Raw genomic sequence first — 13,945 nt, forward strand, 5'->3', positions numbered from 1 at the left:
CAACATAAATGCAAGAAGGGTTGATTATCAAACGCCGCGGCTGGCCTGCATAAGGTTTGCAAAGTGAGATCCGGAAGCGCACGTGCAGCCTCTCGAGTGCAGGAACGAAACGAGGATCCTGTCGTTTCGATGGAACCCGTGCCTTCCCGGACCGTTCTCCATGTTAACGGGAGAATTTGCATGTCGAAAACCCTTCTCTACGGTGCGACGAAGATCGACGAGACAAACAGCGCTTATGCGGCGGCCGAAAGCCTCGCCCAGTTCCAGTGGAAGAACCGCGTCTTCGTGGTTTTCGCCGACAGGGATAATTCTCGCGCCGCCCGGCAGGAAAATCAGTTGCTGGCCGATCGCTCGGCCCTCGATGAGCGTGATCTGGTGGTGCTCAAGTTTCCGGCGCCGGCGTTCGATCGCTCTTTGGTGCGGCTGACGGTCTCGACGGCGAAGCCATCCGCCGCGATCTCGAGGCACCTGATGTGGGCGAATTCGCCGCCTTCCTTGTCGGAAAGGACGGCACCGTCAAGCTCAAGGCCAGCGAGCCAATTACCGATGGCGAGCTCTTCGCTATCATCGATAGCATGCCGATGCGTGCTGCCGAATCGCTGAAGCCAGGCAAATAGCCCGAACGTCGCGTAAACTGAAATCATGAAAGGGAGGCGGTCATGTCCGTGCCCAACGAACCCATTCCCGATCAGCCGCCGATGCCGGCGCCCGGCTGGAAGCCGGTGCCTCCGATCAAGGAGCCGGAGCCGGACCGGATGCCCGACGAGGCGCCGGTTCCCAATCCCGACGAGAACGACGAGCCGGCAAAGCAGACTTTCGAACCTTAAAGAAAGATGTGCCGTTCGGCGCTGACGAGTTCCTGGAGGAAATCGGCGACGCTCCTGACGCGCATGAGGTCGCGCGCCGTTTCGTGATAGGTCGTCCAGTAGGCGCGGCGGATCGAAATATCAGGCAGGATGCGCTGGAGTTCTGGATACTGCCGAGCGATATAGTCGTGCAGGATGCCGATTCCGGCGCCTGATCGTACCGCCTCCGTCTGGCCGATCGCCGTCGAGATTTCGAAGCTTGCATCCCAGCTCCGCATCACCTCGCCGGAGAAATTCAGCGAGGCGGTGAAGATCAGGTCTTCGACGTAACCGATGCGCGGATGCGCCTTCAGTGCGTCGATATCCCCTGGCGCGCCCTGGGAGGTGAGGTAGTCGCGCGAGGCATAAAGGCCGAGCGTGTAATCCGTCAGCTTCGAGGAAACGAGCCGGCCCTGGTCCGGCCGCTCCAGCGTGATGGCGATATCCGCCTCGCGCTGCGACAGCGAGAAAGAGCGCGGCACAGGTACGAGCTGGATCTTCAGCTCCGGATGGCGCTCGATCAACCTGCCCATGCGCGGCGCAAGAAAGGAAACACCAAAGCCGTCGGGCGCGCCGACGCGCACCGTCCCGGCAATTGCCGTATCGGTGTGGCCGAGGCTGGCCTGTGCTGCGAGCATTTCCGTTTCCATCCGTTCTGCGGATGCCAGGAACACTTCGCCTTCGGCCGTCAGCTCGCAGCCATTCGTGCGACGGATGAAAAGCCGCGTCTTCAGCGCCTCTTCCAGCGAAGTCAGTCGACGTGAGAGCGTGGCGTGATTGAGCCCCAGCCGCTTCGAGGCGGCAAGGATCTGTCCGGTGCGGGCGACGGCGAGGAAAATACGAACATCGTCCCAGTTCATGGCTTGGCACGCATCGCGATCGGATCGACCTCGATAAGCGTCAACGATGTCACCATGTGCGCCGTCTGGTTCTTGTACTTAAGGAAATGCGGTGTTCGCAGATGGGCCTCGTATGCTTCCTGGTCGGCGTAGATTTCAAGAATACGGATCTGGTTCGGGTTGTCCCTGATGGAAACAGCGTTCAGGGAAAGGACGCCGTCCTCCAGCGCTAGGGATGCTTCGATTTCTTCCGTGAGCAATGCGCGATAGGTTTCAAGCGTGTCCGGATCGATCTCCAGCTCTGCCATTCTGACGACGGGTTTCCGGCTCATCGGTTTGATCTCCCCTTGGGGTTTGACTTGTTGGCGTGGGGTGCCAAGTTTGGAAGCAGCCGCAGCGCCCGATGCAATGATCGGGCTATAATTTACGCACAACGGTTGCTTATATCAGCGCATTGATTTGTGCAAATTGAAGTGCGATTGTCGGCCATCGAAAAACAGGAGGAACACCCATGCGTGAGATCGGTCATTTCATCGGCGGCAAGCAGGTTGCCGGCACCAGCGGCCGCGTAAGCAACGTCTACAATCCGGCAACAGGCGAAGTACAGGCGACGGTCGCACTCGCAAGCGTCGAGGAACTGCGCGCTGCCGTCGAAAACGCCCAGGCTGCACAGCCGAAATGGGCTGCCACCAATCCGCAGCGCCGTGCCCGCGTCTTCTTCAAGTTCGTCGAACTCTTGAACAAGCACATGGACGAGCTTGCCGAAATCCTCTCCAAGGAGCACGGCAAGACGATCGAGGATGCCAAGGGCGACGTCATTCGCGGCCTCGAAGTCTGCGAATTCGTCTGCGGCATTCCCCATCTCGCCAAGGGCGAGTTCACCGAGGGCGCTGGGCCTGCGATCGACATGTATTCGATCCGCCAGCCGGTCGGCATCGGCGCCGGCATTACCCCCTTCAATTTCCCGGGCATGATCCCGATGTGGATGTTTGCGCCGGCGATCGCCTGTGGCAACGCCTTTATCCTAAAACCCTCCGAGCGTGATCCCTCCCTGCCGATCCGCCTCGCCGAACTGATGATCGAGGCCGGCCTGCCCGCCGGCATCCTCAACGTCGTCAATGGCGACAAGGGTGCGGTCGACGCGATCCTCACCGATCCCGATATCGGCGCCGTCTCCTTCGTCGGCTCGACGCCGATCGCCCGCTACGTCTATGGCACCGCGGCGATGAACGGCAAGCGCGCCCAGTGCTTCGGCGGCGCCAAGAACCACATGATCATCATGCCCGATGCAGACCTGGATCAGGCCGTCAACGCCTTGATGGGCGCAGGCTACGGCTCGGCCGGCGAGCGCTGCATGGCGATCTCGGTTGCCGTTCCGGTCGGCGAGGAGACCGCCAACCGCCTCGTCGAGAAGCTGACCCCGAAGATCGAATCCCTGCGCATCGGCCCCTATACCGACGACAAGGCCGACATGGGCCCGCTCGTTACCAAGGAAGCCTATACCCGTGTTCGCGGGTTGATCGATCGCGGCATCGAAGAAGGCGCCAAGCTCGTCGTCGACGGCCGCGATTTCAAGCTCCAGGGTTATGAAGACGGTTATTTCGTCGGCGGCTGCCTGTTCGATCACGTCACGCCGGAGATGGATATCTACAAGACCGAGATCTTCGGGCCTGTGCTCTCCGTCGTCCGCGCCAACAACTATGAGGAAGCGCTGTCGTTGCCGATGAAGCACGAATACGGCAACGGCGTTGCGATCTACACCCGCGACGGCGATGCCGCCCGCGATTTTGCCTCGCGTATCAATATCGGCATGATCGGCATCAATGTTCCGATCCCGGTTCCGCTCGCCTATCACTCCTTCGGCGGCTGGAAGGCCTCGAGCTTCGGCGACCTCAACCAGCACGGCACGGATTCGATCAAGTTCTGGACGAAGACCAAGACCGTCACGGCCCGCTGGCCTTCCGGCATCAAGAGCGGCGCGGAATTCGTCATGCCGACGATGAAGTGATCGTCACCACATTCCAATCTGCAATCTGCAATTCGGGGGCCTTTCGGCCCCCGAATTTTTCTTCGTCATGCTGATTGTCGGCGATATCGGTCCGGCATCGAGGATATTCTGAGACAAGGGCGTAGTCTGTTCGCCATCTCCATTCCCCAGTGCGAGGTCAAACGGATGCGCAAGGCACGCCCGAGCGCAGGCGGGCGATCCTCGATGACGTCGAGATATTGGAGGAGATTGACGTCGCGGCAAATGGCCTCATAAGCTGAATGCGAATTTCATATTTTGGAATTGTTCAAAACTAGCAAACCGCCTATATAGGTCTGAACAGACGAGTCAGGAGAATGGCATGCGGTTGACGAAGCAGACGAACTATGCGGTTCGCATGTTGATGTATTGTGCTGCCAATGACGGGCACTTGAGCCGGATTCCGGAAATCGCCAGGGCCTATGGCGTTTCCGAGCTCTTTCTTTTCAAGATCCTCCAGCCGCTGAACAAGGCGGGTCTGGTCGAAACGGTGCGCGGTCGCAATGGCGGCGTGCGCTTGGGCAAGCCGGCCGCCGACATTAGTCTTTTCGACGTCGTTCGGGTGACGGAAGACAGCTTCGCCATGGCCGAATGCTTCGAGGATGACGGTGAGGTCGAATGCCCGCTGGTCGACAGTTGCGGTTTGAATTCGGCGCTGCGCAAGGCGCTCAACGCCTTCTTCGCCGTGCTGTCGGAATATTCCATCGACGACCTCGTCAAGGCGCGTCCGCAGATCAATTTCCTTCTCGGCATTACCGGCGAGCCGGCATATCGCAAACCCGCGATCGTTGCTCCCGCCGCCTGATTTAAAGAGCAGAATTTGCTTCTGAACCGCGGTTGCCCTGGCAGCCGCGGTTTTTGTTTTTTCGGACCTCTCGTCGGCCGCCGAATGCCGGGAAAATGCCGGTTGCATGTCGCGATGGGCGCGCTTTTATACCAAATGCGACAAAATTTCGTTCATTTTTGTCCGAATATTTCCAAATGCGGCTGATTTTTGACTGAAAATTTCTAAAATTGTCCAGCTGGAAAATTTTTCTGCATAGCCCGTTGCTTTCAGTAGATAAATATCGTTCCATCAACCGTCGATCGAGATGCATTCTACGATCTCCAAACATCAAGAAGAACAACCGGGAAACAATATTATGAAAAAGATCTCTGTCCTCCTGGCAGCGACGGCCCTGATTTCCGTCATGGCGACGTCGGCCTGGTCCAAGACCCTTGTTTATTGCTCCGAGGGCTCGCCGGAAGGCTTCGACCCGAGCCTCTATACGGCAGGCACGACCTTCGACGCGTCGTCGCGCACGGTCTATAGCCGCCTCGTCGAATTCAAGCATGGCGGGACCGAGATCGAGCCCGGTCTGGCCGAGAGCTGGAGCGTTTCGGCCGACGGCACGGAATACACCTTCAAGCTTCATCCCGGCGTCAAGTACCAGACCACCGACTTCTTCACGCCGACGCGTGATTTCAACGCCGACGACGTCGTGTTCTCCTTCGAGCGCCAGCTGAAGTCCGACAATCCGTGGAACAAGTATGTCGAGGGCGGTTCCTACGAATACGCCGCCGGCATGGGCTTCCCTGAACTGATCAAGTCGATCGCAAAGGTCGACGACCTCACGGTCAAGTTCACGCTCAACCATCCCGAAGCGCCGTTCCTCGCCGACCTCGCCATGGACTTCGCCTCGATCGTCTCCAAGGAATATGCCGACAAGCTCGCCGCCGACGGCAAGATGGCGCAGATGAACCAGCAGCCGCTCGGCACCGGCCCGTTCACCTTCGTCGCCTACCAGCCGGATGCCGTCATCCGCTACAAAGCGAACGAAACCTATTTCAAGGGCAAGGAAAAGATCGACGATTTGGTTTTCGCCATCACCTCTGATGCGGCTGTCCGTGCTCAGAAGCTGAAGGCCGGCGAATGCCATCTGATCCCCTATCCGAATGCAGCCGACGTCTCCGAGCTGAAGAAGGACAACAATCTGACCGTGCTGGAGCAGGCCGGTCTCAATGTCGGCTTCCTCGCCTACAACACGCAGATGGCTCCGTTCGACAAGCCGGAAGTTCGCCGTGCGCTCAATATGGCGATCAACAAGCAGGCGATCATCGACGCCGTCTTCCAGGGTGCTGCCGCCGTTGCCAAGAACCCGATCCCGCCGACGATGTGGTCCTATAACGACGCTGTTCAGGACGACAAGTACGATCCGGATGCTGCCAAGAAGGCTCTCGCCGATGCCGGCGTCAAGGATCTCAGCATGAAGATCTGGGCGATGCCGGTTTCGCGCCCCTATATGCTGAACGCGCGCCGCGCCGCCGAATTGATGCAGGCAGATTTCGCCAAGATCGGTGTCAAGGTCGAGATCGTCACCCATGAATGGGCCGAATACCTGAAGCTCTCCTCCGACGTGAAGCGCGACGGCGCCGTCATCCTCGGCTGGACGGGCGATAACGGTGATCCCGATAACTTCATGGATACGCTGCTCGGCTGCGATGCCGTCGGCGGCAACAACCGTGCTCAGTGGTGCAACAAGGAATATGACGACTTGATGACCAAGGCCAAGCTGACGGCCGATGTCGGCGAGCGTACGAAGGCCTATGAGCAGGCGCAGCTGATCTTCAAGAAGGAAGCTCCCTGGGCGACCCTCGACCACTCGCTCGTCTTCGTTCCGATGAGCAAGAAGGTCTCCGGCTTCCAGATGGACCCGCTCGGCATTCACCGCTTCGACGGCGTCGACGTATCCGAATAACAAGAATAATGTAAGAATGCCCGGCAGAGCTGGGCGCAGCCGGCGGTCAGGGTCTCCTGACCGCCGGAAACTATTGGATACCTGCCATGTTGCGTTTTTTCATCAGCCGCTTCGCGGTGCTGATCCCGACATTTCTCGGCGTTTCCCTCATTGCCTTCTCGTTCATCCGCATGCTTCCCGGCGATCCCGTCATGCTCCTGTCGGGTGAACGTGTCATGGCGCCGGAGCGTCACGCCCAGATCATGCACGATCTCGGCTTCGACCGGCCCATGTATGTGCAGTATTTCGACTACCTCGTAAAAGTGCTGCACGGCGATCTCGGCACCTCGATCGTCACTAAGCGGCCGGTTCTCGGCGAATTCCTGACCCTGTTTCCGGCAACGCTGGAGCTTTCGCTCTGTGCCATCATCATTGCGGTCTGTCTTGGCGTGCCCGCCGGCGTCTTTGCGGCGGTCAAGCGTGGCACGTGGTTCGATCAGAGCGTAATGGGTGTTGCCCTCATCGGTTATTCCATGCCGATCTTCTGGTGGGGTCTGCTGCTCATTATCTTCTTCTCCGGCTATCTCGGCTGGACGCCGGTTTCCGGTCGAATCTCGCTGATGTATTTCTTCAAGCCGGTCACCGGTTTCATGCTGATCGACAGCCTGCTGTCAGGCCAAAAGGGGGCTTTCGCCTCCGCCGCCAGCTATCTCATCCTGCCGACCATCGTGCTGGCGACCATTCCGCTTGCCGTCATCGCGCGCCAGACGCGTTCGGCAATGCTCGAGGTTCTGGGCGAGGACTATGTCCGCACCGCGCGCTCGAAGGGCCTGAAGCCGCTGCGCGTTGTCGGCGTGCATGCGCTGCGCAATGCGATGATCCCTGTCATCACCACGATCGGTCTGCAGATCGGCGTTCTTCTTGCCGGCGCCATCCTCACCGAGACGATCTTCTCCTGGCCGGGCATCGGCAAATGGATGGTCGATTCGGTCTTCAAGCGCGATTATGCCGTGGTCCAGGGCGGTCTTCTGCTGATCGCCGGCGTCATCATGCTGGTCAATCTGATTGTTGATGTTCTCTACGGCTTCATCAATCCGCGCATTCGTCATTAGGAGCGGTCCATGAGCACGGTCACCGTCAAAACCGGCCAGCCATCCGCTCTTGCGGATTTCTGGCATTATTTCTCCCGCAACAAGGGCGCCGTCATCGGCCTGGTGGTTTTCATCATCATCCTGATCGTCGCAGTCTTCGCACCGCTCTTTGCGCCGCATGAGCCGAACGAGCAGAACCGTGCGGTACTGCTCGCCGTGCCATTCTGGATGGAGGGCGGCAGCGCCTCCTTCCCGCTTGGAACGGATGCCGTCGGCCGCGATATCCTCTCGCGCCTGATCTACGGCGCGCGCTTTTCGCTGTTCATCGGCGTCGTCGTCGTCACGCTTTCGGTCATTTCAGGCGTGCTGATCGGCCTCGTCGCCGGATTTTTCCGCGGCAAGGTCGATACGGCGATCATGCGCCTGATGGATATCATCCTGGCCTTCCCGTCACTGCTGCTCGCTCTGGTGCTGGTGGCCGTGCTCGGGCCAGGGCTTACCAATGCGATGATCGCGATTTCGCTGGTCAACCAGCCGCATTTCGTCCGGCTGACGCGCGCCTCGGTCATTTCAGAACGCGAGAAGGAATATGTGATCGCCTCGCGTGTTGCCGGTGCCGGCACCTTCCGGTTGATGTTCAAGACGATCCTGCCGAACTGTCTTGGGCCGCTGATCGTTCAGGCGACGCTCGCCTTCTCGGCGGCGATTCTCGATGCTGCCGCCCTCGGCTTTCTCGGCATGGGCGCTCAGCCGCCGACACCCGAATGGGGGACGATGCTGGCCGAATCCCGTGAGTTCATATCGCGCGCCTGGTGGGTGGTGACATTCCCTGGTCTTGCCATCCTCATCACCGTTCTCGCCATCAATTTGATGGGCGACGGTCTGCGCGACGCACTCGATCCCAAACTGAAGAGGTCGTGATGCCACTCCTCGAGATTGAAAATCTGACTGTCGAATTCCAGACCTCTTCCGGTCTCTTCCGCGCCGTCGACGGCGTATCGCTTGCCTGCGACAAGGGCGAGATCCTGTCGGTCGTCGGCGAATCCGGCTCGGGTAAATCCGTTGCCATGCTTGCCCTCATGGGGCTTCTGCCCTGGACGGCGAAGATCACCGCCGACCGGATGCAGTTCGACGGCAAGGACCTGCGCGGCATCTCCGCCCGCCAGCGCCGCAGGATTATCGGCAAGGATATGGCGATGATCTTCCAGGAGCCGATGTCGAGCCTCAATCCTTGCTTCACGGTCGGTTTCCAGCTCGGCGAGACCCTGCGCGTGCATATGGGCCTCAACCGCAAGGAGCGCCGCCAACGCTCGATCGAGCTCTTGAACCTCGTCGGCATTCCGGCGCCGGAAGAGCGCCTGTCGAACTTCCCGCATCAGATGTCCGGCGGCATGAGCCAGCGCGTCATGATCGCCATGGCACTCGCCTGCAATCCGAAGCTCCTCATCGCCGACGAGCCGACGACCGCGCTCGACGTGACGATCCAGGCGCAGATTCTGGATCTGCTTGTTCGCCTGCAGAAGGAGCAGGGCATGGCGCTGGTGCTGATCACCCACGACATGGGGGTCGTTGCCGAAACTGCCGAACGGGTGCAGGTGCAATATGCCGGCCAGAAGGTCGAGGAACAGCCGGTGAGGGCGCTGTTCCGCGACCCGCATCATCCCTATACCGCAGCCCTGCTCGCAGCGCTGCCCGAGCGCGCCAAGGTCGGCCAGCGTCTTCCCTCGATCGCCGGTGTCGTTCCCGGGCAGCATGGTCGCCCGACAGGCTGTCTCTTTGCGCCGCGCTGCGGCTTCGCCACGGTCGAATGCGACCGTGGCGTGGTCCGCCAGGGACCGGAGCTTGGACTGGCGCTCTGCAACTATCCCTTGAAGGACGGCAAGCCGCTCGGGCATCCCGGCATCATGGCCGTTGAAACCGCAGGAGACCTCGTATGACGAGCGCTGTTCTCGAGGGCAGGGATCTCGCCCGCTTCTACACCGTCAACCGCGGCCTCTTCAAAGCCGATGCCACCGTCAAGGCGCTGAACGGCGTCAGCTTCAGCTTGCATTCCGGCAAGACCCTCGCCGTCGTCGGCGAATCCGGCTGCGGCAAGTCGACGCTCGCTCGCCTGGTCACGATGATCGAGAATCCGACTTCGGGGCAATTGCTGATCGATGGCAAGCCCGCTCATGTCGGCGACCGCAGCTTGCGCAGCCAGGTGCAGATCGTCTTCCAGAACCCCTACGGCTCGCTCAACCCGCGCCAGAAGGTTGGCTCGATCCTCGAAGAGCCGCTGAAGATCAACACCAGTCTCGACGCCGCCGCCCGCCGCCGCAAGGTGGAGGAGATGATGGCCCGCGTCGGCCTGCGTCCGGAGCACTATGGCCGTTACCCCCATATGTTCTCCGGCGGCCAGCGCCAGCGCATCGCCATTGCCCGCGCCCTGATGCTGCGGCCGAAGGTGCTGGTGCTCGACGAGCCGGTTTCGGCGCTCGACCTGTCGATCCAGGCGCAGGTGCTGAACTTGCTCATGGACCTGCAGAAGGAGATGGGTCTTGCCTATCTCTTCATCTCGCACGGCCTCTCGGTTGTCCATCACATCGCCGACGAGATAATGGTGATGTATCTCGGCCGCCCGATCGAAACCGGTCCTGCCGCCGAGGTCTTCGCCCGGCCGCGCCATCCCTACACGGCAGCCTTGCTGTCGGCGACGCCGATTGCCGATCCCGACCGTGCGAAGACCCGCATTCGCCTGCAGGGTGAACTGCCTTCGCCGCTGAAGCCGCCGACGGGCTGCCACTTCAATCCGCGCTGCTGGAAGGCGCAGGACTATTGCCGCCAGGTTTCTCCCGAATTAAGTGGAGAAGGCGCACAACAATATGCCTGTCATTTCCCGCTCGACTGAGCGGGGAGATAAGCTGAGGAGCAAACATGCCGGATGAGCAGATGAACAGACCCCATGCGATCGTCGTCATGGGCGTCAGCGGCTGCGGCAAGTCCTCCGTCGGCGAAAAACTCGCCGAAGCGCTGCACCTGCAGTTTATGGAGGGCGATGCGCTTCATCCGGCCGCCAATGTCGAGAAGATGTCGAAGGGCATTCCGCTGACCGATGACGACCGGATGCCCTGGCTCGACAGCATCGGCGAAGAGATGAAGGCCTCGCTGGAAAAGAGCGAGGGCATCATCGTCTCCTGCTCGGCGCTGAAGCGTCTCTATCGCGACAGGCTCAGGGCTGCTGCCGGCGGCAATCTGCTCTTCGTCTATCTCGAAGGTTCCAGGGCGCTGCTGATGAAAAGGATGGGCGAGCGCAAGGGGCACTTCATGCCGGTCTCGCTGCTCGACAGCCAACTGGCGACGCTTGAGGTGCCCACAGGCGAGCCGGGCGTCGTCACTGTCGATATCGACGACACCGTGGACGGCATTGCAGCAACGGCCCTCGAAGGTCTCGCAACACTCGGCGTTACGGGTTGAAACGCTGCGGCGAATAGGCCGCGATATCGATGAAAGGCTTCTCGCCGGTGATGAGTTCGGCAAGCACGCGGCCGGTCACCGGTCCGAGCGTCAGCCCGTGATGGGCATGGCCGAAGGCAAACCACAGGCCCTGATGACGCGGCGCCTTGCCGATGATCGGCATCATATCCGGCGTGCAGGGGCGCGCGCCCATCCAGGGTTTGGGATCGAGCCTGCCTCCGAGCGGGAAGATCGTGCGCGCCACGGCTTCGGCGCGGTCGAGCTGGACCGGCGTCTTCGGCGCGTCGAGCGTAGCAAACTCCGCCCCGGTCGTCAGGCGGATGCCGCGGTTCATCGGCGCAAGGAGGTAGCCGCGTTCGGCATCGAGCGTCCAGTTGTTGAGCACGGCATTGCCCTCGGCGGCATAGTGCATGTGATAGCCACGCTTGACGCCGAGCGGGAAGGAATAGCCGAGCCGGCGCGTCGCAACGGCCGCCCAGGGGCCGAGTGCCATCACAGCATCATTGGCTTCGAGCGCACCTTCCGCGGTCATGATCTTCCAGCCGGAGCCGAACGGACCGAGCGAGGCGGCGTCGCCCGTGACGAACCGGCCACCGAGGCTCTCGAAATAGCGGCGATAGGCCGATGTCAGCGCATGCGGATCGAGCACCGACCAGGGATCGCGCCAGCGAATACCGCCGGCGAAATCGCCGGTCATATGAGGTTCCATGCGGGCGATGTCGGCCGAGGTCAGGCTGTCGTACGCCACGTCGAATTCATTCCGCCAAAGTGCTGCCTCTGCGAAAGCCGCGTCGCGCTTGGCTTCAGTGCGGAAAATCTTTATCCATCCGTCCTTGCGGATCAGCCCTTCGGCCTCCGACGCTTCGATCAGGTCCTTGTGCTCCACAATCGAATTTTCGATCAGCGGCGCATAGGCCCGGGTGATGATGGCGTGGCGCCGCGCATTGGAATTCCACCAGTAGCGGGCGAGAAACGCGATCTGACTCGGCAGCGTGCGCAGGTGATAATGCGCGTCGATGCGATTATTCAGCGCATAACGCAGCAAAAGCCCGAGCTGCTGGGGAAAGCCGTAAGGTGCCACACCTTCGCGCTGGATCAGGCCGGCATTGCCGAAGGAGGTTTCGTTGCCCGGATCCTTGCGGTCGATCAGCGTCACCTGCCGGCCGCGCCGCTGAAGATGGATGGCCGTGGAAACCCCGACGATGCCGGCGCCGAGCACGATTGCGTTTTTCGTCATTTCCGCTTGCATTCCGCTTAGTCTTACGCGGTGAAAATGCCCGCGCCGATACCGCGACGCAAACGGAAAATCGCATTCATTTCAAAATCATTGCGCTTTTCAGTGCGGCATTTTCAGTTTTCACGCGGACATGGAGGATAAGCGCGTTGAAAAGGGAAAAGACGATCGCGTAAAGCGGCAGGCCGAAGGCGAGGGGAAGGACGGCGATTTCGCCGACGACGATCGCATAGTTCGGATGGCGGAGGAAGCGATAGGGCCCGGAACTGACGAGCGGCGCACCGGGCAGGATGATGATACGCGTCGTCCAGCGGCCTTTCAGCGTCGCCAGCACCCAGAGCCGCAGCGCCTGCAGCCCCATGAACACGAGAAACCAGAAGAGCGCGATCGGCCTGCCCGGTGCAGTGAGCCAAAGGCCGATGATCCAGCCTGCATGCAGCGCCACCATGACGGGATAATGCTCGGGTGCCACCTCTCTGGCGCCACCGGCAAGAAGCGCGGCCGTGTTGCGCCGGGCGAGCGCGAGTTCCGCCAGCCGCTGCAGCGTCACGAATGCCAGAAGCGCGATCGACGGCCACATCATGCTTCCCTCCGCAGCGTCACGCAGCTGGCCGAAAAGCCCGGCCCCATGGCGATCATCGCCGAGCGCGCCGGCAACCCGGCGCGGATTGCCCGCTCCAGCACGAACAGGATGGTCGGCGAGGACATGTTGCCATATTCGGCAAGCACGGCGCGCTCGTGATCGAGCGTGCCCGGCGATAGCGAAAGCGCGCTCTCCATCGCTGCCAGCACCTTCGTGCCGCCGGGATGGCAGATGAAGCGGTCGATATCCTCCAGCTTCAACCTGTTGCGCGCCAGAATAGCACCCACCGCCGGGCCAAGCTCCTTTTCGGCAAAGGGCGGCAGCGATTGCGCCAGTACGATGCCGAAGCCGCCGTCGTCTATCTTCCAGCCCATGATATCGAGCGTGTCGGGAAAGAGATGTTCGCCGGTCGATTCCACCTCCGCCAGCCCGTCTTCGCCTGATCGCAGCACGCAGGCGGCCGCGCCGTCGCCAAAAAGCGCTGTGGCGATAATGTTCGGCCGCGTCAACTCGTCCAGCCGGAAGGCGAGCGTGCAAAGCTCGATCGAGACGAAAAGCACAACAGCGCCCGGCCGGCCCCGCGCCAGCCGTGAGGCGATCGCAAAGCCCGACACGCCGGCGGCGCAGCCGAGCCCGAAGACCGGCACGCGTTCGATATCGGGCCTGAAACCCATCCGGCCAGCTAGCTGCGCATCGAGGCTCGGTGTCGTAAAACCGGTGGAGGAGACGGTTACGACACAGTCGACATCGCCGGCCTCAAGCCCTGCCTGGCGAAGGGCCGAGCTGGCAGCCTCAACAAAAAGCCTGCCCGCCACCTCGGCAAAGGCCTGCATCCGGTCCTGCCAGCCATGCGGCTCGTCGAACCAGGCAAGCGGCCGCGCCGCATGACGCTTTTCGATACCGGCGCTGTCGAAGACGCGGGCAAGATGCCGGAAATCCTCGAAGCGGTCGGCAAACAGGCGGGCAGAGGCTTCCACCGCCTGTCTTTGGAAAATGACATGTTCGGGTGTCGCAACGGCGAGGCTGACGAGTTTCACGGTATCAGTCATGGTGTTCTCCTTGTCGTTCCCGGCGCAACGACTGAAAACACGCCTATGCCGAAATTATTCGGATCAGCGTGCTTCACGAAATCGTGATGAAAGAAATGCGAGGGGCAG

15 protein-coding genes and 1 pseudogene are annotated in these 13,945 nt (G+C 61.0%); 10 read left to right on the forward strand and 6 right to left on the reverse strand.

The genetic code is table 11. The features are described 5' to 3' along the window. The first annotated feature begins 180 nt into the window (after window positions 1–180). Window positions 181–617, forward strand: a pseudogene (locus tag N1937_RS02135) (DUF4174 domain-containing protein). 42 nt (window positions 618–659) lie between these two features. After that, window positions 660–827: a hypothetical protein gene (locus N1937_RS02140; RefSeq protein ID WP_017967102.1), complete on the forward strand. Its 168-nt coding sequence runs from the start codon at window positions 660–662 to the stop codon at window positions 825–827. Here the strand turns inward: N1937_RS02140 and N1937_RS02145 are convergent. Both N1937_RS02145 and N1937_RS02150 read right to left on the reverse strand, forming a co-directional pair. Beyond that, window positions 824–1,705, reverse strand: a complete 882-nt coding sequence (locus N1937_RS02145) for a LysR family transcriptional regulator (RefSeq protein WP_260057334.1) — start codon at window positions 1,703–1,705, stop codon at window positions 824–826. The genes N1937_RS02140 and N1937_RS02145 overlap by 4 nt on opposite strands. Further along, a complete protein-coding gene (locus N1937_RS02150; protein WP_260057335.1) occupies window positions 1,702–2,016 on the reverse strand; it encodes a putative quinol monooxygenase in 315 nt (104 codons plus the stop codon). Before N1937_RS02150 ends, N1937_RS02145 begins: the two co-directional genes overlap by 4 nt. Window positions 2,017–2,195: 179 nt before the next feature. On the opposite strand from N1937_RS02150, the gene N1937_RS02155 reads away from it, so the two are divergent. Together N1937_RS02155 and rirA are read left to right on the forward strand one after the other, a co-directional pair. Continuing rightward, complete coding sequence (locus N1937_RS02155; protein WP_260057336.1) at window positions 2,196–3,692, forward strand: CoA-acylating methylmalonate-semialdehyde dehydrogenase; 1,497 nt, start codon at window positions 2,196–2,198, stop codon at window positions 3,690–3,692. 340 nt (window positions 3,693–4,032) lie between these two features. Beyond that, window positions 4,033–4,515, forward strand: a complete 483-nt coding sequence (gene rirA, locus N1937_RS02160) for an iron-responsive transcriptional regulator RirA (RefSeq protein ID WP_003545647.1) — start codon at window positions 4,033–4,035, stop codon at window positions 4,513–4,515. A 1-nt stretch (window position 4,516) separates the two neighbouring features. Here rirA and N1937_RS02165 read toward each other — a convergent pair whose 3' ends face one another. Beyond that, window positions 4,517–4,807, reverse strand: a complete 291-nt coding sequence (locus N1937_RS02165) for a hypothetical protein (RefSeq protein ID WP_260057337.1) — start codon at window positions 4,805–4,807, stop codon at window positions 4,517–4,519. A gap of 45 nt (window positions 4,808–4,852) precedes the next feature. Here N1937_RS02165 and N1937_RS02170 point away from each other — a divergent pair, with 45 nt between their 5' ends. The 6 genes from N1937_RS02170 to N1937_RS02195 all read left to right on the forward strand — a co-directional run bounded on the left by N1937_RS02170 (window position 4,853) and on the right by N1937_RS02195 (window position 10,971). Continuing rightward, window positions 4,853–6,448, forward strand: coding sequence for an ABC transporter substrate-binding protein (locus tag N1937_RS02170; protein WP_260057338.1), 1,596 nt, complete (start codon window positions 4,853–4,855; stop codon window positions 6,446–6,448). 86 nt (window positions 6,449–6,534) lie between these two features. After that, window positions 6,535–7,539: an ABC transporter permease subunit gene (locus N1937_RS02175; protein ID WP_260057339.1), complete on the forward strand. Its 1,005-nt coding sequence runs from the start codon at window positions 6,535–6,537 to the stop codon at window positions 7,537–7,539. Window positions 7,540–7,548: 9 nt separating this feature from the next. Next, window positions 7,549–8,439, forward strand: coding sequence for an ABC transporter permease subunit (locus N1937_RS02180; RefSeq protein WP_017967110.1), 891 nt, complete (start codon window positions 7,549–7,551; stop codon window positions 8,437–8,439). Continuing rightward, window positions 8,439–9,455: an ABC transporter ATP-binding protein gene (locus N1937_RS02185; protein ID WP_222294941.1), complete on the forward strand. Its 1,017-nt coding sequence runs from the start codon at window positions 8,439–8,441 to the stop codon at window positions 9,453–9,455. Before N1937_RS02180 ends, N1937_RS02185 begins: the two co-directional genes overlap by 1 nt. Then, on the forward strand, window positions 9,452–10,405 hold the full coding sequence (locus tag N1937_RS02190) for a peptide ABC transporter ATP-binding protein (RefSeq protein WP_162119481.1): 954 nt from the start codon (window positions 9,452–9,454) through the stop codon (window positions 10,403–10,405). The genes N1937_RS02185 and N1937_RS02190 overlap by 4 nt, the downstream gene beginning before the upstream one ends. 26 nt (window positions 10,406–10,431) lie before the next feature. Then, a complete protein-coding gene (locus N1937_RS02195) occupies window positions 10,432–10,971 on the forward strand; it encodes a gluconokinase (protein WP_222294940.1) in 540 nt (179 codons plus the stop codon). Here the strand turns inward: N1937_RS02195 and N1937_RS02200 are convergent. The 3 genes from N1937_RS02200 to N1937_RS02210 all read right to left on the reverse strand — a co-directional run bounded on the left by N1937_RS02200 (window position 10,961) and on the right by N1937_RS02210 (window position 13,837). Next, the gene (locus tag N1937_RS02200; RefSeq protein ID WP_222294939.1) at window positions 10,961–12,208 is read right to left on the reverse strand and encodes an NAD(P)/FAD-dependent oxidoreductase; all 1,248 of its coding nucleotides are present in this window, start codon (window positions 12,206–12,208) and stop codon (window positions 10,961–10,963) included. The genes N1937_RS02195 and N1937_RS02200 overlap by 11 nt on opposite strands. A 76-nt stretch (window positions 12,209–12,284) precedes the next feature. Next, window positions 12,285–12,788 carry an isoprenylcysteine carboxyl methyltransferase family protein gene (locus N1937_RS02205; protein WP_260057340.1) on the reverse strand — a complete coding sequence of 168 codons (504 nt, stop codon included), beginning with the start codon at window positions 12,786–12,788 and terminating at the stop codon, window positions 12,285–12,287. After that, entirely contained in the window at window positions 12,785–13,837 is a 1,053-nt protein-coding gene (locus N1937_RS02210) for a type III polyketide synthase (protein ID WP_260057341.1), read from the reverse strand. The genes N1937_RS02205 and N1937_RS02210 overlap by 4 nt, the downstream gene beginning before the upstream one ends. Between the last annotated feature and the right edge of the window lie 108 nt (window positions 13,838–13,945).

Origin of the sequence: Rhizobium sp. WSM4643 (genome assembly GCF_025152745.1) — a bacterium.
GTDB classification, from domain to species: Bacteria; Pseudomonadota; Alphaproteobacteria; order Rhizobiales; family Rhizobiaceae; genus Rhizobium; species Rhizobium leguminosarum_I.